Source organism: Pseudomonas sp. PP3 (assembly GCF_905336995.1).
Lineage (GTDB): Bacteria > Pseudomonadota > Gammaproteobacteria > Pseudomonadales > Pseudomonadaceae > Aquipseudomonas > Aquipseudomonas reinekei.
In genome coordinates, this window is sequence record NZ_HG995459.1 from 1406872 (window position 1) to 1423446 (window position 16575).

General features: G+C 56.2%; 16 protein-coding genes and 1 pseudogene. 3 read left to right on the forward strand and 14 right to left on the reverse strand.

The features are described 5' to 3' along the window. Positions 1-7 precede the first annotated feature (7 nt). Entirely contained in the window at positions 8-1030 is a 1023-nt protein-coding gene (locus KHO07_RS06520) for a transporter (protein WP_075945370.1), read from the reverse strand. Between the two features lie 272 nt (positions 1031-1302). On the opposite strand from KHO07_RS06520, the gene KHO07_RS06525 reads away from it, so the two are divergent. After that, on the forward strand, positions 1303-2928 hold the full coding sequence (locus KHO07_RS06525; protein WP_212626742.1) for a methyl-accepting chemotaxis protein: 1626 nt from the start codon (positions 1303-1305) through the stop codon (positions 2926-2928). 98 nt (positions 2929-3026) lie between these two features. Here the strand turns inward: KHO07_RS06525 and KHO07_RS06530 are convergent, their stop codons facing one another. Both KHO07_RS06530 and KHO07_RS06535 read right to left on the reverse strand, forming a co-directional pair. After that, positions 3027-3332: a PepSY domain-containing protein gene (locus KHO07_RS06530; protein WP_130905159.1), complete on the reverse strand. Its 306-nt coding sequence runs from the start codon at positions 3330-3332 to the stop codon at positions 3027-3029. 165 nt (positions 3333-3497) lie between these two features. Further along, on the reverse strand, positions 3498-4625 hold the full coding sequence (locus KHO07_RS06535) for a glycerophosphodiester phosphodiesterase (RefSeq protein WP_212626743.1): 1128 nt from the start codon (positions 4623-4625) through the stop codon (positions 3498-3500). Positions 4626-4843: 218 nt separating this feature from the next. Between KHO07_RS06535 and KHO07_RS06540 the strand changes: the two genes are divergently transcribed. Next, positions 4844-5170, forward strand: coding sequence for a DUF2025 family protein (locus KHO07_RS06540; RefSeq protein WP_212626744.1), 327 nt, complete (start codon positions 4844-4846; stop codon positions 5168-5170). A 282-nt stretch (positions 5171-5452) separates the two neighbouring features. Here KHO07_RS06540 and KHO07_RS06545 read toward each other — a convergent pair whose 3' ends face one another. Both KHO07_RS06545 and KHO07_RS06550 read right to left on the reverse strand, forming a co-directional pair. After that, a complete protein-coding gene (locus KHO07_RS06545; protein ID WP_150733631.1) occupies positions 5453-5986 on the reverse strand; it encodes a DUF1003 domain-containing protein in 534 nt (177 codons plus the stop codon). Positions 5987-6095: 109 nt separating this feature from the next. Further along, positions 6096-6710, reverse strand: a complete 615-nt coding sequence (locus KHO07_RS06550; RefSeq protein ID WP_212626745.1) for a TetR/AcrR family transcriptional regulator — start codon at positions 6708-6710, stop codon at positions 6096-6098. 206 nt (positions 6711-6916) lie between these two features. Between KHO07_RS06550 and KHO07_RS06555 the strand changes: the two genes are divergently transcribed. Further along, the gene (locus KHO07_RS06555) at positions 6917-7975 is read left to right on the forward strand and encodes an MBL fold metallo-hydrolase (protein ID WP_212626746.1); all 1059 of its coding nucleotides are present in this window, start codon (positions 6917-6919) and stop codon (positions 7973-7975) included. Between the two features lie 47 nt (positions 7976-8022). On the opposite strand, the gene KHO07_RS06560 is transcribed toward KHO07_RS06555, so the two are convergent. The 9 genes and pseudogenes from KHO07_RS06560 to KHO07_RS06605 all read right to left on the reverse strand — a co-directional run bounded on the left by KHO07_RS06560 (position 8023) and on the right by KHO07_RS06605 (position 16342). Then, positions 8023-8340 carry an XRE family transcriptional regulator gene (locus KHO07_RS06560; RefSeq protein WP_150733628.1) on the reverse strand — a complete coding sequence of 106 codons (318 nt, stop codon included), beginning with the start codon at positions 8338-8340 and terminating at the stop codon, positions 8023-8025. Positions 8341-8461: 121 nt separating this feature from the next. Beyond that, a complete protein-coding gene (locus tag KHO07_RS06565) occupies positions 8462-9433 on the reverse strand; it encodes a hypothetical protein (RefSeq protein ID WP_212626747.1) in 972 nt (323 codons plus the stop codon). Between the two features lie 511 nt (positions 9434-9944). Then, positions 9945-10196 (reverse strand): pyocin S6 family toxin immunity protein, encoded by a 252-nt coding sequence (locus KHO07_RS06575; RefSeq protein WP_212626748.1) that lies wholly within the window; start codon positions 10194-10196, stop codon positions 9945-9947. A gap of 10 nt (positions 10197-10206) precedes the next feature. After that, positions 10207-10862, reverse strand: a pseudogene (locus KHO07_RS06580) (colicin E3/pyocin S6 family cytotoxin); the annotation flags it as partial. Positions 10863-11122: 260 nt separating this feature from the next. Continuing rightward, positions 11123-12313, reverse strand: coding sequence for a colicin E3/pyocin S6 family cytotoxin (locus KHO07_RS06585; protein ID WP_212626749.1), 1191 nt, complete (start codon positions 12311-12313; stop codon positions 11123-11125). 219 nt (positions 12314-12532) lie between these two features. After that, complete coding sequence (locus KHO07_RS06590) at positions 12533-13246, reverse strand: HNH endonuclease (RefSeq protein ID WP_212626750.1); 714 nt, start codon at positions 13244-13246, stop codon at positions 12533-12535. Between the two features lie 116 nt (positions 13247-13362). Further along, entirely contained in the window at positions 13363-13926 is a 564-nt protein-coding gene (locus tag KHO07_RS06595) for a Bro-N domain-containing protein (RefSeq protein ID WP_212626751.1), read from the reverse strand. A gap of 357 nt (positions 13927-14283) precedes the next feature. Then, the gene (locus KHO07_RS06600) at positions 14284-15531 is read right to left on the reverse strand and encodes a ribonucleotide-diphosphate reductase subunit beta (RefSeq protein ID WP_150733622.1); all 1248 of its coding nucleotides are present in this window, start codon (positions 15529-15531) and stop codon (positions 14284-14286) included. 547 nt (positions 15532-16078) lie between these two features. Next, positions 16079-16342 (reverse strand): DUF2790 domain-containing protein, encoded by a 264-nt coding sequence (locus tag KHO07_RS06605; protein ID WP_150733621.1) that lies wholly within the window; start codon positions 16340-16342, stop codon positions 16079-16081. Between the last annotated feature and the right edge of the window lie 233 nt (positions 16343-16575).

Genomic DNA, 16575 nt, shown 5'->3' on the forward strand with positions numbered 1-16575 from the left:
GGAACGTTCAATAATCCTGGCGCTTACGAAACGCCCAACGCCCGGCAATCACGGTAAACGTCGCCACCAGCGCCACCAGAATCCAGAACCCTTCCGGATCCTGGGATAGCGGCACCCCGCCCACGTTCATGCCGAAAAAACCGGCAATGATGTTGATCGGCAACGCCAGCACGGTCACCACCGTCAGGGTGAACAGCGTGCGGTTGCTCTGCTCGTTGAGGTTGGCGGCGATTTCTTCCTGCAGCAGCTTGATGCGCTCACCGAGCGCCGTCAGGTCGTTGATGATCAGCGCGAACTCCTCGGTGGATTTGCGCAGCTCCTTGACGTCTTCCTTTTGCAACCACGGCGGCGGGCGATTGAGCAGGCGCAGCAGCGACCCCGGTTCCAGTGCCAGCAAGCGTTGCAGGCGCACCAGCACCCGTCGGTTGGCGCCCAGTTCGGCACGGTTGGTCGACAGGCGCGAGGAGAGCAATTCATCCTCGATCTGATCGACACTCTGGCTGGTCTTGCGCACGATCTGCGTCAGCACTTCACCCTGGTCGCGCAGCAAATGCACCAGCAATTCCAGTGGCGAACGAAAGCACTCGCCGGCCTTCACCGAGGAACGCAACTTGTCCACCGAATGCAGCGGTTGCAGGCGCGCGCTGATGATCAACCGACTGCGCGCGCACACCCACAACGTCGAGACATCCGACGAGACCATGCTGCTGAGGTTGAACACCACGTCGTTGACCACCGCCAGCAACGCCGAGTCGACATGCTCGATGCGCGTCGACCGAGAACCTTCATGCAAGGCTTCGAAAAACTCGTCGGGCAACTCCAGATGGTTTTTCATCCAGCGCTCGCACGCGGCGTGGGCGAGGTTCAGGTGCAGCCAGAGAAACTGCTCGTCGTCTTCCGGTTGCTGCAGGCAGCGCAAAGCCCTGGCCGAGTCGATTTCCTGGCCGCGCTCGCCGGGGCGAAAACTGAAACCGTAAAGCAGGCCGAACAGATCCGGATCGCGATGGCTTTGATCAATGCTGTGGTTCATGAGAGCTCGCAAAGAGAGGCGCCTGTCGCGGGTTTTACAGGTTCACGTGAGCCGCATCATCGCAAGGCTGGATGACGATTTTGTGACAATTGTGTAGCGCAAACGATTGCTCTGCCGGTGGTCGGATTTGACTCAAGAACCGCTCTGGCACGCCGATTACGCATGGGTTAAGTTGCGCGCCCTCGGCCAAACGCCAAGGTCGTGGACAGGGATGTCCGGACACCTTTCACGCCTACCGGGGCGTGTCTCATTCCTGCCATGAGTACCTTCCGATGTTTTTGCAAAAGTCCCTGAGAGCGCAAATTCTTGCCTTGTTGAGCGGTAGCCTGTTGGCGATGTTGTTGATCGCCCTGGCTTGCTTTCATTTCCTCTCCAGCGGCGTTCAACGCTACGCCAGCCTGATCGAAGGGCCATTGCACACTTCGCAATTGATCGACGAAGCCAACCTGCAATTCAAGGTGCAGGTGCAGGAGTGGAAAAACGTCCTGCTGCGCGGCAAGCAACCGGCGGACCTGAACAAGTACTGGTCGCAGTTCGAAGACCGTCAACGCGATGTGCAAAACATCCTCGGCGAACTGGCAGGGCAAAAGGGCATCGAACCGTCACTCAAGTCCCGCATCGAACGGCTGCGTGACGAACATCGACAGTTGGGCGCCGCTTACCGGAAGGGCCGTGATGCTTTCGTGGCGGCCGGTGGCGATCCGGCGGCGGGGGATGCCGCTGTCAAAGGCGTCGACCGTGCGACCAGCGAGCAGATGAGTGGACTGGTCAGCGAACTGCGCAAGCAGGGAGCCGAGCAATCGACGCTGATCAGTGCCAGTGCCGATCGCACCGTGCTGCTGGGGCTGATCGTCATGCTCGCCTCAGGGCTGTTGATCGGGCTGCTGAGCCTGTGGCTGATCAACCGCAACCTGGTCGAGCCGATTCGCCAACTGATCGAATACGTCGCGCAACTCAGCCAGGGCCGCTTCGCCCAGCGTGTCGCCAGCCATCGCCAGGACGAACTGGGCAAACTGGCGATGGCCGCCAACACCCTGCGTGACTTCCTCGCTGAAACCTTCAGCCGTTTGCAGCGCAGTGCGTCAGACCTGGACAGCGCCAGCGGTGAACTGAATTCGATCGCCACCTTGATGGCCGGTGGCACCAACGAGCAATTCAACCGCACCGATCAGGTGGCCACGGCGATGAACGAAATGTCCGCCACCGCCCAGGAAGTCGCCCGCCACGCGGCCGATGCGGCGCGCGCGGCAGACGATGCCGATCAGTCCGCGCAGCAGGGCGAAAAAGTCATGCAGGGCACTATCCACACCATCACGCAAATGCGTGGCGAAATCGCCAACACCGCCACGGTCATCCGCCAACTGGAAACCGACAGCGGGCGCATTGGCAAGGTGCTGGAAGTGATTCGCGGCATCGCCGAACAGACCAACCTGCTAGCGCTCAACGCCGCCATCGAAGCGGCACGCGCCGGTGAAGCCGGGCGCGGTTTTGCGGTGGTGGCCGACGAAGTTCGCAGCCTGGCCCAGCGCACGGCGGCGTCGATCATCGAGATCAACCAGATCATTCAAACCGTGCAGACCGGCGCGATCGATGCGGCGCAGGCGATTGAAAGCGGTCAGGCGCGCAGCGATGAGAGCGTCGAGCAAGTCACCCAGGCCGGCGCCATGCTTGAACGCATCACCCTCGCCGTGGAAGCCATCCGTGACATGAACCGCCAGATCGCCACCGCCGCCGAAGAGCAGACTTCGGTGGCCGAAGACATTTCGCGCAACCTCACCGAAATCACCAGCATCGCCAGCACCAACCTGGACAACGTGCAGCGCACGGAAGCGGCGAGCAACAACTTGCACGGTTTGTCGGGAGAATTGAACGAGGTGACGGCGCGTCTGAGCGCCTGACGAAAACGCCTGGGTACCGATTGGCTTTTGCGCGATCTAGAACCCAGACGCAAAAAAGCCGCACGATCGTTGAATCGTGCGGTTTTTTGCTGCGTGTATCAGTCGTCTTTTTTGTTCTTCAAGACTTCGCCGGTAGCGGCGTTCAAATCCACGTCCCATTCAACGTTTTTCGCGTCGCGCAATTCGACTTCGTACTCGTAACCGTTGAAGTGGTTGTCGAGGTCACTGTCGGTGATCGTGGCACCCGGATGCAGCTTCAGAACGATCTGGTTCAGTTCTTCCAGTGGCTTGATCTTGCCATCCTTGACCAACTGAGGAATCTGGTCGACAGGCACATCAGCCTGGGCCAAACCAGCGGTGAGTGTCAGAGCGGCAGCGGTGAACAGGGCAGTCAAAGTTTTCATGAGCTTCTTTCCTTGGGTGAGCTGTTTAAGTGGGATCAGATTAGCTTTTGTAACTTAATCCACCCTTAAAATTCCCTTTGCCTCGACATTCGCCAGGGCAATGCAAAACCTGTGGGAGCGAGCCTGCTCGCGATTGGGTCGACTCAGTGCTGTGTCAGACGCCCATTAATACCCATTATTCTTCAACACCTGATCAACACTCGCCGCTGCCGGACGTTTATAGAACTTCAACAGCTCGCTGGCGCGGTTGGTAAAGATGCCGTCGACCCCAGCGTCCATGACCTTCTGAAAATCCACCGCATCGTCGATGGTATAGACGTGCACCAGCAGGCCCTGATCGTGGGTGTACTGGTTCATCCACGGTTGCACCAGGTCCGAGTAACTCTGATCGCCGCCCTTGGTCAGCGCAGCGGAAGGGCCGGTACCGATCGCGCCCTGGGCCTTGGCGTAGTCGACCCAGCGCTGGAATTCGGCTTTGTCCTTCGGCGTCTGTTTGGCGTAAAAAGCGGCTTTGTCCTTCTCGCCGGATTCGGCAAACGTCACGTTGGATTTCGGCTCGATGCTGCCTTCGCCCACCCACAGCAGGAGGATTTTCGGTACTTGCGGCATTTCTTTTTGCAGGAGTTCGAGGCTGCTCTTCTCGAAGGTTTGCAGGATCACCTTGCCTTTGCCCTGGCCGACCGCCAACTCGCTCTTCGCCAGTTTCGATCCGGCCGGGCTTAGCCAGCCACGGTCATGGAGTTTGTCCTTGAGGTCGCGCTCGATGCCGGGAAACTGCTTTGGCTCCTTGGTTTCGATGTACAGGCCTGGCTTGTGCAGCGGGTTGCCCTGGGCAATGTCGATGATCTCATCGAGGGTCAGAATTTTCAGGCCCGCGTAGGAAGGACGCGCGCGCTCCGGGTAAGCCGTGTTGAACCAACTGCCGGCATCCAGGGTTTTCAGTTCGGCCATGGTGAACGCATTGGCGGGGCTGTCCTTGCGCTCCGGGAATTTACTGGCGACATCGGTGGTGCGTTGCAGGTTGTCGTCGTGCAGGGCGAACAGCACGCCATCCTTGCTGCGTTGCAGGTCCAGCTCCAGGTAATCGGCGCCGAGGTCCCGGGCCAGTTTGTACGCAGCAACGGTGGATTCCGGTGCATCGAACGAGGCGCCACGGTGGGCGATCACCGCCGGATGCGGGATGCCCGAGCGTGCGGCCAGCGCAGTGGGGCCGGGCTCGCTCGCGGCGTGGGCCTGACCGAGGCCGAGTAACAGACTCAGCAGCAAGGCGCTTTTGGTGAAGGTTGCAGGCATGCTCGAGATCCTTTCGCGATAGGTTCAAAGACGTCCCTTTTAACAACTGAGCGTTGCCAACGCTATCGCGAGACCGACATAAACGTGTTTAAAGCTGATATTCGTCAGCGCTTTTGTGCGCTCGTTTGCAGTACGCTTGGCCGCAATTTCCCCGGCAGAGGGAACCCGTCATCGCCCGCCCTGTGTGTAAACCATCGATCACCCTTGTGAGGTTTACCATGCGCATCACATCCCAGCTCATCTGCCAGGCCGCCGACCAACTCAAAGGCTTCGTCGGCCTCAACCGCAAGACCGGCCACTACATCGTGCGCTTCAGCGAAGACTCTTTCGGCATGGACGTGGCGGACGACGGCATCATTCCCACCAGCGAATTCGTCTGGGCCCTCGGCCCCGAGCAAACCATGACCCTCAAGCGCGAGCTGATTCAGCTGCTGCTGGACCAGAACATCGACGACCGGATCAACATCACCGAACCGTTGCGGGTGTACATGAACCGGCCAGACGTGCCGGAGATTTCGGCGCTGCGAAGTGTGGTGCGGGGCTAAAGCCATGCGTTCAGCCGCTGCGGCATACCCCTGAGCAGCGACGGTGCGCAGCGAGGTGAACATCACCGCGTAATACGGCGCGGTCGGTGTATTTGATGAGTTGGGGCGGTCGTTGAAGCTGCCGTAAACAGGCGTAATGCTGTCCACTTAAGAACAAACACTTTACCTGTGGCGAGGGAGCTTGCTCCCGCTGGACTGCGCAGCAGTCCCATTTTTTGGAGCCGCTTCACACGCCAGCGTCGGATCGCTGTCCGGAGCAAGTTCGTTCGCCGCCTAAACAGCTCAGCCTTTTGTTGGCGCCGCGTTCAACACGTGCTCATGCATTTCCGAGGTCAGGTTTTCGATGCGTTCGCTCAGTTCTTTGGTCATCTGAGTCAGGCGAGTGTTTTGTTCGAGTAACTCCATCAGTTGTGCGGTGTTCTTCGCCGCCTCTGCCTGCCGCTCACTGTTGGCAGTCGCCAGTGCTTCACGATGCTGGGCATCGGCCTCGGACTGCGCCTTATCGCGTGCTGCCTGACGGGTCTGGGCCAGCAGAATCAACGGTGCGGCATAAGCTGCCTGCAGGCTGAACGCCAGGTTGAGCAAAATGAAGGGATACGCATCGAAGTGGGTCACACCGGAGATGTTGAGGCAGATCCAGACCGCGACGATCAGTGTCTGTGCACCGAGAAAAGTCGGCGTACCAAAGAACCGCGCAAAGGCCTCGGCACGCAGGGCGAACTTGTCATTGCCAAAGGTCGGCGCCAAGTGGGCGTGGGGGCGATGGAAGCGCAGATGATCGACGGGGGAGGCTGGTTTGGCTTTGGTGGTGGTCATGGTGATCTCTGCTGGCGGCTGGGCTTGGATCACTATAACCCCGACCTCAGTTTCATTCTGAAACACATTGCGCTGATTGATCAGCAGCCGTCCAACGGGAGACACATTGTCATTTTTGCAACAGGTGGCAGGCCAGGAACATATCGAGCGCCGACTCCACGACATTGTTCTGCATGTCTGCCGACAAGCCCGGTAACCCCATGGAAACCTGCGGCCAGAACGCGAAGGATTTGAGCAGACCCTGGACCTGTTGCGCAGCAAACGCGGGATCGACGGCTTTCAAGCGACCATCGGCCTGGGCCGCACGAATCCACACAGTCAGGCCTTCCTCGCGTTCACCCATGCGGGCCACCATATTCTGCGCGCGCTCCGGGGAATGGATGGTTGCCGCAATGGCCACGCGTGCCAGGTCGAGAAAATTGTCATCGGCCAGCACCTGCATTTTTGCCATCAATTGCTGGCGCAGTTGCTCTCGCAGCGGTTGATCAGCTCGATAGGGTGTTTCCAGCTCTGCGGTGACGCGAGCCCATAATTGATTGAGGATTTCGGCGAACAACTCTTCCTTGCTAGGGAAGTGGTTATACACCGTGCGCTTCGACACACCGGCAGTGGCGGCGATCTTGTCCATGCTGGTGATGTCGAAACCGTGGGCACGGAACTCGGCAATCGCCGCCTGGATGATGGCTTCGCGTTTGCGGTCGGTGAGGCGCTGTGGAGCTGTCATAAATTAGCTTCGGCAGGAAATTACACTCGGTAGTTTACTTGCGATCGGCTTTGATGCAACCTTGGAACTACACTGTGCAGTGTAATGTTTTGTTAATCCTGCCCAGTGATAAAGAGAACCATCCGGCTGATGCGTGCGTGCCTTGGCCATTTATCGTCCCACCTTGAACAACCGGTTTCTTGCGGTTTTTCTGGAGTCATTCAGTCATGGCCAATACCACTTCCTCCGCGGACATCGTTGCCGCATCTGAAGCGTCCCGTCAGACAGAAGGGCAATACCTCAACCATGCACCCTTCCAGCGCGAAGGCTTTCGCAAAACCCTGCGCATCTTGTGGAACGTGATCTTCCACAAGCCCCGCGACACCCGTCCGAGCACGCCGGTGCCGGTGCAAACCCTGACCCGGGCGGCGCTGATTGCCGCGCCAAACCACAGCGTCTATCGCCTCGGCCATTCCACCGTGCTACTCAAGTTGCGCGACAAATTCTGGATCACCGACCCGGTCTTCGCCGAACGTGCTTCGCCTGTGCAGTGGGCCGGTCCGAAGCGATTTCACCAGCCACCGATCAGCCTGGAACAATTGCCACCGATTGAAGCGGTGATCCTGTCCCACGATCACTACGACCACCTTGATCAACAGGCTGTGCTTAAACTCGCCAACAAAACCAAATACTTCCTCACCCCGCTGGGCGTGGGCGACACCCTGATCAAATGGGGTATCGACGCCAGCAAAATCCGGCAACTGGATTGGTGGCAGGACACCGAAGTCGACGGCATTCGCTTCATCGCCACCCCCTCACAACACTTTTCCGGTCGCGGCCTGTTCGACGGTAACAGCACCCTCTGGGCCTCATGGGTGATGATCGACGACGCCACCCGCATCTTCTTCAGCGGCGACAGCGGCTACTTCGACGGTTTCAAACACATCGGCGAACAGTACGGCCCGTTCGACCTGACCCTCATGGAAACCGGCGCCTACAACGTCGAGTGGCCCCACGTGCACATGCAACCGGAACAAACCCTGCAAGCCCACATCGACCTCAAGGGCCGCTGGCTGCTACCGATTCACAACGGCACCTTCGACCTGTCGATGCACGCCTGGTACGAACCCTTCGACCGCATTCTCGCCCTGGCCTGGGAGCGCAGCGTTTCAATCACCACGCCGCAGATGGGCGAGGCGTTCAACCTGATGCATCCGCAACGCGGGGAAGCGTGGTGGTTGGCGGTGGAAGGGGAAAGTGAGCAGGTGACTGTGCAGAGCGCGTGATGCACTTCAATCGGGCCGCTTACTGTTAAGCGGCCCGAGCAAAGTTCTTATTCAACCATCGCAAAATCCGCCCGCCCCACCGGGTTAGGCGTAGAACCTCTCAAATTCATCCCGCGCCCCGGCGCGAACCCTGGGAAGAACACCAACCCCTCCGACTCAAACCGATAAGCCAATGCCAACCGAGTGACATCCAGTACTTCCTGCTTTGCCTCGAACCGTTGAATGGCCTCAACAGAAACCGAAGCCTCCCGCGACAACTCTTCCACACTCCACCCCAGCATCGCTCGGGCCTGGGCGCAGTGGGCCGGGGTGAATTGGAAGAGGGCGATACGTTCCAGGGTGATTTTCATCGCTTGAGAGGCCATGGGTGTTCTCCGGGCTCGAGAGTGTTGATCCAAAATATACTGTGTTTTTGTACAGTTGTTTTGGGCCCGAATCAAATGCAATTTTTGATTTGTCTTTTTGGCCGGACGAACGGCGCTGAGCTTATTTATCCGCCAACCCCGGTGCCTCCCGCACAATAAAGTGATCCAGGTTTTCAATATTCGCGCTGAACACCCCGAACGTCTGCTCGGGGTTTTTCTTGCTCGGCACCTGCTTCAACTCCGGCGTCACGCCATAGAAAAAGCAATACAACGCCCGCCCGCTCTCGATGGCATGCTTGATCTCCTCCAGGAACGCCTTGCGCTTGCGGTAGGTGTCGATCAGCTTCTTGCTGAGGTAAACATTGACCGAATACGGCTTCTTCTCGAACCAGACTTTCTTCTCGAAATCGATGCGAAAGCTCTGGGTGTAGTCCTTGATCTCTTTGATCTTGCCCCAGTAAATCAGCCCCCTGTTGTCCTGCAGGTACTCGATTTTTTTGAAGAAGGATCCGTAAGGCGCGGTGTGCTCGCCGATCTTCAGCGGCATGCGCTTGAGCAGGTCCTTGTCGTCGAAGTTCGATACGAAACATTCGACGGGGTGGGCGAAGATGCTGGTTTTGTCGGGTGCCGAATCGTGGCTAGGCGGCTCGAGGCGGCTGGTCTCCGAGGGCGTTAATGGCTCATCCCGCTGAACGTCTGCGCCCACCGTCGGGCTGGACGCCTTACGCACATATTCACGCCGAATCAGTAACAACTCTGATGGGAAATGCTCCTCACGACTGTCATCCGTTTCCGCCCCATCGGGGTCCACACCCGACGCCGGGGTCTTCAGGCTGACATAAGGACAACCCTCGACATGCCGCGTACTTGGCAGGTTCTTGAAGTGCGGCGTGCGCACGTAATTCACGTTCTTGGCGTTGAACGTCCCCAGCTCATTGGCCGCATCAAAGGCTAAACGACAGGCATTGTTGGGACACTGGAAATGCTCTTTCGCGGAATCGAACGCCATGGTCTCGTCGAAATTCAAATCGCGTACGTCATAGATCGACAGCTTGGCGTCGAGGCTGAGGCAGTAGGCGAGGTCGAATTTCATGGTGGGCTCGGGTTCGTGAGGGGGAAGGGTATTAATAGCGGGAGGCGAGTGGAGTTGCACTCACTGTCTTGAACACACCGCAAATCCATGGCAAGTCACCCAACCTCTGCGAGCCTGCTCACGATTCCCATCAACGACGCAGTATCCAAGTCGAGCACCGACTCTGTGGCGAGGGAGCTTGCTCCCGCTGGGCTGCGGTGCAGCCCCAAGACCATCGGATCTGGGGCCTGGCAATCATCCTGATTTACCATTTGTCCCGATAGATAAACGCCACTTGGTAGTCATAGGTAGACAAGCGAATGATATGGAGGAAATGGGGTTGAAGCGTATTGACCCAGTGCGGACCAACGTCAAACCCACGTTGTTTACATTGTTTTCGATTGGCATACCAAGCGCCTCGATCACAGAGCCGTCATCGCCAAAATCTTGCGACAGCTCCTCTCCTTCACCTAACTCAGTTTCCTTGTCGTACCATTCAAGTCTTATTTTCAACCCCATAGTTCACCCTGTTTCATTGCTTGGCACAAGTTCCTATGAAGTACTCCAAGCCCGCAGGAAATCTAACGTCTAAAATTTCGGACAGTGCCGTTACTTGAGACTCGTTCAAAAGTAACTCGCCTGGTTCCATTTCAGCGAGTGGCTTGGATTCAATGAGTTGAGCGACTTTTTCATTGAGTTCACTGCCATCAATGTCCAGTTCGAATTGTAAAGAATCGTCCTTCTTGTCGTCCGGATAAAAGCCAGTGATTAATAGGTAGCGCATGTTTTACTCCTTAATTTCTTGAGGTTTTCCTACCCGGTTTCGCTGGTTTTGTTTGCTCGCCGGTAATGTGATTGTATTCACCAAGGTGAATCCCCAGTTTGTCGTATTTTTCCACGGCATTACTTTTGTAGTCCCACTCATAAATTCGTCCCTTACGGTCAACCCAACGGGCGCGCTTCCTTCCACCTCCTTGAACAGATGACTTTGATTTTGCTCGAACTGCATCGGGGAAAGCGGGTAGCGTTTTCGGGTGGTCATAATACGAATGATCCCCCATTTGACTGACAACGATATAAACCGGCCTAACCCCCGACCCCACCGGAAACACAAGAATGAAATCCTTGTACTCAGGCGGATAAACCGGATGCACGATGATGTTGTCAGCCTGTTTCGTCGGCGGGTAAACCCAGATATGCGGGGCTTGTGGCGCCGCTTCCAAGGCGGGGATACCACGGATGTCGGAGCCGTCTTCGGCTGAGGTCCAGATCAGTTCGATGCCGTCGCCGAGATCGGCGACGTATTGGCTGTCTCGCAAAGCGATCTGCACGACATCGACTTTTCCCAATCGCGGTTCTCGCCGGTGTAGAAACCGTAACCCTTGAGGGTGCCGTCGGCTTGCTGTTCGATTTGCAGGCGCACGCGGGTGCGGGCCTGATTCAGGGCGCGGCTTGGAGAATTCGCCTTGTAGTTTAAAGTTGAGTTTTAATTATCACTACAGGTCAAAAATAGAGTCAGGTTGTGTGGGAGTGATATTGCGCAAATTCTCTCGATTTCGTTGATTTGTTTTTTTGTCAGTTTGTAGTCGTACACGTAATCTTCTTCAGTTTTCCAGTCCATTAATGCAGCTAGCTCACCGCTGAGAATTGGGAGTGTTTTTTCATATGACGCGAAATCATCCCCATCGCGTACGCCCATTACTGTGTGCTTCAAGGTTCTATTCTCCGTGTCGGATCTGCTGGTTTGGTCTGAGCCCCTGAGTTATGGTCAAACTCACCTAAGTGTTTTCCTCGCTTGTTGTATTTCTCCAATGCACCATGCTGAAAGTCCCATTCATATATCGTACCGGAGCCATCCTTCCAGCGAGGGCGTAAACCGCCACCCTTCATACGTGTTTTGGGTGGTGCCCATTTTGCACTTGGGAATGCGGGTAGTACGCTCGGTTTTGAGTGGTATTTATGAGAAACGCTCACCACAATATAAACCGGCTTCACCAACGACCCAACCGGAAACACAAGAATGAAATCCTTGTACTCAGGCGGATAAACCGGATTCACAATGATGCTGTCAGCCTGTTTCGTCGGCGGGTAAACCCAAATGTGAGGCGCCTGCGGAGCAGCTTCCAGTTTGGGGATGCCGAGAATGTCGGAGCCGTCTTCAGCCGGGGTCCAAATCAGTTCGATGCCTTCGCCGAGGTCTGCGACGTATTGGCTCTCGCGCAAAGCGATCTGCACGACATCGACCATTTCCCAATCGCGGTTATTGCCGGTGTAGAAACTGTAACCCTTGAGGGTGCCGTCGGCTTGCTGTTCGATATGCAGGCGCACGCGAGTGCGGGCCTGTTTAAGGGATCGGAGTTGGTCTTCGCTGTAGAGGGCGCTGTCGCCGAGGCTGGGCGTCCAGAACACGGCGACCAGGCCGACCAATACAGCCGTAGTAACTGCACTTACTGAAACTACAGCGCCTATCGCCGGAGCAACGAGGGTGGGAGCGCGAAGTGCCAGTTGGCCAATGCCAAGTGAAAGGGTAGAGCCGCTGACCGTCTGCAAATTCAGCAGACCGCCATTGTCGACCTCGCGAGCCCCGAGCCAGGCGATTTCGCCGTAGTCCTGCAGGCTGTCGGTGGGCACCATCCCCGAAGGATTGGAGTAGTTGATAACCGCGTCCGGCAACTTGCAGGACTTGGCGAAGACGCATCCGACTTGAACCGGTTTCTGTTCGACCTCGGCAACCTGGCGCTTGCGCAGGAATTCGTCTTGCCTGGCGAGCATGGCGTCGTAGGCGTTTTGCCGAGCATCGCGTTCGGCCAGCTCACTGGGCGTCATGAAGCGATAGGTGACGTGATGGCCGTCACCGGAAGGCGGGTTTTTAACCCTGGGAATGTCTTTGCTGCCAGCCACTGACTGTCCTTGTGCGTTCGTCCATCGGCAGCCCTGTGAAAGGGCTGGGCGACGTTAGCGAACGGGACAGAGTGTGGCAGTAGGATGGTTCTTGAATGACGTTAGGAAATGTCTTTGTTTCTGTGGATTGTGGCGAGGGAGCTTGCTCCCGCTGGGCTGCGAAGCGGCCCCAAAACAGCCAATCGCGATCGTTCAGACAGTTAAAAGGATTGGTGTTTGCTACTCCTCTTCTAGACGTTCCACGTTTTTATAGAGCCAAGCAGTGAACTCCACCCTGTCGCTCGAGTGATGACAACGTTGATGACAGTTTGGGCACAGCGCCACAACATTCGACGGAAGATCTGAACCATCTTGCGACAAATGCTTAACGTGATGCACCTCAAGAAACGGTTGACCATCCTTTTGAAATGGTGCGGGGTTGCCACAGCCTTCGCATTTGCCGTTAGCCTGTTGGCGAACCCACCCCCTTAACTCCGGATCACGAAAGTAAGTCTTTCTGGTCGACTCAGTCTGTATAGGATTTTTTATCCCTTTTGGGACGTACTGAAACAGTTGCCGCTCAAATTTGGCCGCTCGTTGCTCCAGTATTGCTTCATCTGCTGTTGGAACAGAGTCCTCAGATGTCAGAACGCTGGAGGCGCCGAGCGCCCTACGAATGCTGCGCGTAACATTAGCGCCAACATTCTTGGCAGGTTTGTACCCTTCAATGCGATCTCGACCTAGTTCGACCAGAACAGTAGAAATGTTCTGCATCCGAAATTCGACAGAGCCTTTAGTCCGACCGGCTAAGGGGCCCTCTCGCAGGATACGATTCTCTTCAGTTTTGACGAACTTTTGACCGGCCTGCTCGCGCGACAACATATTGAGATAGGCATCCACCGCAGCCTGAATTTCTACCTCACTCCAATCGCCTTTGCTCTTTTCCGTATCCATACAATCGCCGAGGGTTAAATACCCTCGGACGATACTGAGTGGCAACTACGACTGTCTACGAAAATTCCTACACAAAGAGCAGAGGATTCTTGCAGGCGGTCCTACAGGCTGGGCACCTAACCCATCGAATGCTTCGACGACTGAAACACCCCCGCTACTTTTCGCCACCACGGCTTCAATACTGTCGCCCGTCGCTGCGGTTGATCGTGCAACAGATACGGCATGTCCCGCAGCCGAATCCAACCTTCATCCTGCCAATGCAGCATGCTCAACGACATCTCCGGCCAATCCAACAAGCTCAACAGCGGCCGATCCAAATTTTCCGTTTGCTCCGCATCGCGTAAGGCTGGCACCACCTGGTGGGTCAACCATTCACGCAGCAAGCGATTCCCCGGAACGTAGTGATACACCAGCAGCGCATAGACACCGGACTCGCTGAGCATCAGCTGTTTTTCTGGTCGCCGAAAATATTCAATCCACAAAACACGACGCTGATCTTTGTCTAGTTTGCTGACTATCCGATCACTCAGATGGACACCCATCAAGCGGCCGATATCGCGGGCACAGAACCATGGTTGGTCTTCAAGGAGGAGAGCGTGAAGATAGAGGTTGTGGCGGGTGAAAGTTGTCGGGATATAGGGATCAGGGTTGACTGATCGGACTGGAATTTCTGTAGACATTTCCTTTACCTCTACGTACGAAATTGAAGAGGGCCCGAACCCGACGTAGAGGGCCTTTGAATCCCCAACAGCCTGTTCCTCTCACGGAGTTGCGCATGTATGGCCAATGCCAGCATGCGTTTTGTGTGAGGGGATAAGCTTCTACGTTGGGCGTTTCTTAGGCACCTGCAGTAGAGCTTAGAGGTGCCTCTTATGGTGTTCAATCCGGAAGGAGCTGGAATTGCTGTAGGAGATTTTTCATTTACTGAGCGCGTGAGTAAGAGTTTTCCTACTCTATAAAAAAAGCCCCGATCAGATCGGGGCTTTTTAATTTGCGATTTGCCAATTCAAGTCGTCAAATCGTGGCCAGCTCTGGAATCAATCCCAGCTAAGCGCCCCACCAGTCTGATACTCGATTACGCGCGTCTCAAAGAAGTTCTTCTCCTTCTTCAAGTCCATAATCTCGCTCATCCAAGGGAACGGGTTAGTCGTCCCTGGGTACTCTTCCTTCAGACCAATCTGCGACAGACGACGGTTAGCGATGAACTTCAGGTAGTCCTCCATCATCGCCGCGTTCATGCCCAGCACGCCGCGAGGCATGGTGTCACGAGCGTATTCGATTTCCAGTTGAGTGCCTTGCAGGATCATCTGGGTTGCTTCTTCCTTCATTTCGGCATCCCACAGGTGTGGGTTTTCGATTTTGATCTGGTTGATCACGTCGATGCCAAAGTTCAGGTGCATGGATTCGTCGCGCAGGATGTACTGGAACTGCTCGGCGACGCCGGTCATTTTGTTGCGGCGGCCCATGGAGAGGATCTGGGTGAAGCCGCAGTAGAAGAAGATGCCTTCCAGAACGCAGTAGTAGGCGATCAGGTTGCGCAGCAACTCTTTGTCGGTTTCGACGGTGCCGGTTTCGAACTTCGGATCGGAGATCGAACGGGTGTATTTCAGGCCCCAGGTGGCTTTTTTCGCGACCGATGGGATCTCGTGGTACATGTTGAAGATTTCGCCTTCATCCATGGCCAGCGATTCGATGCAGTACTGGTAGGCGTGGGTGTGGATCGCCTCTTCGAACGCCTGGCGCAGGATGTACTGGCGGCATTCCGGGTTGGTGATCAGGCGGTACACGGCCAGGACCAGGTTGTTGGCAACCAGGGAGTCTGCGGTGGAGAAGAAGCCGAGGTTGCGCATCACGATGCGGCGCTCGTCGTCGGTCAGGCCTTCCGGGTTTTTCCAGAGGGCGATGTCGGCGGTCATGTTGACTTCTTGCGGCATCCAGTGGTTTGCGCAGCCGTCCAGGTACTTCTGCCAGGCCCAGTCGTACTTGAATGGCACGAGTTGGTTGAGGTCGGCGCGGCAGTTGATCATGCGCTTTTCGTCAACGGCGACGCGGGCGGAAGCGCCTTCGAGTTCGGCGAGGCCTTCGGCAACGTCGAGGGAGTTCAGGGCAGCCTTGGCGCGGGCGACGGCGGCGGAGTCAGTAGCGGTCACGGCACGGGCTTCAAGGGCGGCGGCACCGCCAGCGCTGTCGAGACGGTCCATGTTGGCTTCGGTGGCGTGGCCAGCGTTAGCGCTCTTGACTGCTACTTCCGTGTCTTCTTTGTCGAATTCGTCCCAGCTCAGCATGACGTGTCGTCTCCTGCGTGAGGGCCAGATTGCCCGTGTGAAATTGATTAGTCGGTATTTCACACGGCCGTACTGGCCGCGTTGGATCTAAAGGAATCGTTTTTTGCACCAGCCAAGGCAGGCAATAAAACAGAATTTTGTACGGGGTTCCGAGAGCCTCTGATGGGCGCAATCAGCATCGAATGCTGCTGCGGGGCTTCAGACTGGCTATTCATCCCTGTAAGGGGATATTGCAGGCCCGTTTAAGGCCGCATTATAGGGAAATTTTTACGGTCGTGGTGGGGCGAATCCGCGCATGGAGCGGACGAGAGGGCAGGTTTTTCGGTCAGAGCGAGGGTTTACAGGGCTTTGGCGGGTGCAGATTTTTTTTCGTGAATTTTGCTCGAATCGGGATTTGTTCAAAAAGTAGTCAAAAAATGGCGCTTTTTACTACATCTTGTGTTTCGGAGTGCTTTTCGACGATTGCAAACACAACTGAGCCCGACCGGAGCCGGGCTGAAATCGTCCATCGGCAAACGCTTGGATGAGCCGATCCGGTGCAGTTGAATCAGCCGCTGGAGCAGCCGTTGCCCATGACGCTGTAACGCAGGATATGCCGCTGACCTTTAGAGTCGTCGTATTCCATTTTCGCCGGCACAACTTCACAGACATTAGGGACTTCGCTCAGGGATACAACTTTGGCGATGTCCAGGTGCATCGAGTAAGTGTATTCCTCGATAGCCGGTTGCTGCTGCGCGACATCAGTCTGAACCTCGTCTGCCATGGCGGTTGCGCACAGACTGCTGAGGGCCAGAACCCATAAAGCTTTCATCTGAAATTTACCTTTCTGAGGTCGAGTGGGGTCACGCAACCTTTATGGGGTTGCGTGTGGATCTAACGACTTGGATTTGGGTTAACTGCCTTCGTGGGGGCTGTAACTTGGTTAACTCAGGTTGCCGGGTTGGCGAAGCGAATTTTAGGCGTGGGGGTTACATTCATACAGGCGTGCTTTTGATAAACACCTTTGACAGTTTTCGTAACAATCATTGAAAACCACCTGTGGGC

Bases quoted from the DNA above. Each gene is read 5' to 3' on its own strand.
- KHO07_RS06600 (WP_150733622.1), bottom strand. From the start codon at position 15,531: ATGCTGAGCTGGGACGAATTCGACAAAGAAGACACGGAAGTAGCAGTC.
- KHO07_RS06560 (WP_150733628.1), bottom strand. From the start codon at position 8,340: ATGGCCTCTCAAGCGATGAAAATCACCCTGGAACGTATCGCCCTCTTC.
- KHO07_RS06590 (WP_212626750.1), bottom strand. From the start codon at position 13,246: ATGGATACGGAAAAGAGCAAAGGCGATTGGAGTGAGGTAGAAATTCAG.
- KHO07_RS06555 (WP_212626746.1), top strand. From the start codon at position 6,917: ATGGCCAATACCACTTCCTCCGCGGACATCGTTGCCGCATCTGAAGCG.
- KHO07_RS06535 (WP_212626743.1), bottom strand. From the start codon at position 4,625: ATGCCTGCAACCTTCACCAAAAGCGCCTTGCTGCTGAGTCTGTTACTC.
- KHO07_RS06575 (WP_212626748.1), bottom strand. From the start codon at position 10,196: ATGCGCTACCTATTAATCACTGGCTTTTATCCGGACGACAAGAAGGAC.
- KHO07_RS06540 (WP_212626744.1), top strand. From the start codon at position 4,844: ATGCGCATCACATCCCAGCTCATCTGCCAGGCCGCCGACCAACTCAAA.
- KHO07_RS06525 (WP_212626742.1), top strand. From the start codon at position 1,303: ATGTTTTTGCAAAAGTCCCTGAGAGCGCAAATTCTTGCCTTGTTGAGC.
- KHO07_RS06565 (WP_212626747.1), bottom strand. From the start codon at position 9,433: ATGAAATTCGACCTCGCCTACTGCCTCAGCCTCGACGCCAAGCTGTCG.
- KHO07_RS06520 (WP_075945370.1), bottom strand. From the start codon at position 1,030: ATGAACCACAGCATTGATCAAAGCCATCGCGATCCGGATCTGTTCGGC.
- KHO07_RS06530 (WP_130905159.1), bottom strand. From the start codon at position 3,332: ATGAAAACTTTGACTGCCCTGTTCACCGCTGCCGCTCTGACACTCACC.
- KHO07_RS06605 (WP_150733621.1), bottom strand. From the start codon at position 16,342: ATGAAAGCTTTATGGGTTCTGGCCCTCAGCAGTCTGTGCGCAACCGCC.
- KHO07_RS06550 (WP_212626745.1), bottom strand. From the start codon at position 6,710: ATGACAGCTCCACAGCGCCTCACCGACCGCAAACGCGAAGCCATCATC.
- KHO07_RS06595 (WP_212626751.1), bottom strand. From the start codon at position 13,926: ATGTCTACAGAAATTCCAGTCCGATCAGTCAACCCTGATCCCTATATC.
- KHO07_RS06545 (WP_150733631.1), bottom strand. From the start codon at position 5,986: ATGACCACCACCAAAGCCAAACCAGCCTCCCCCGTCGATCATCTGCGC.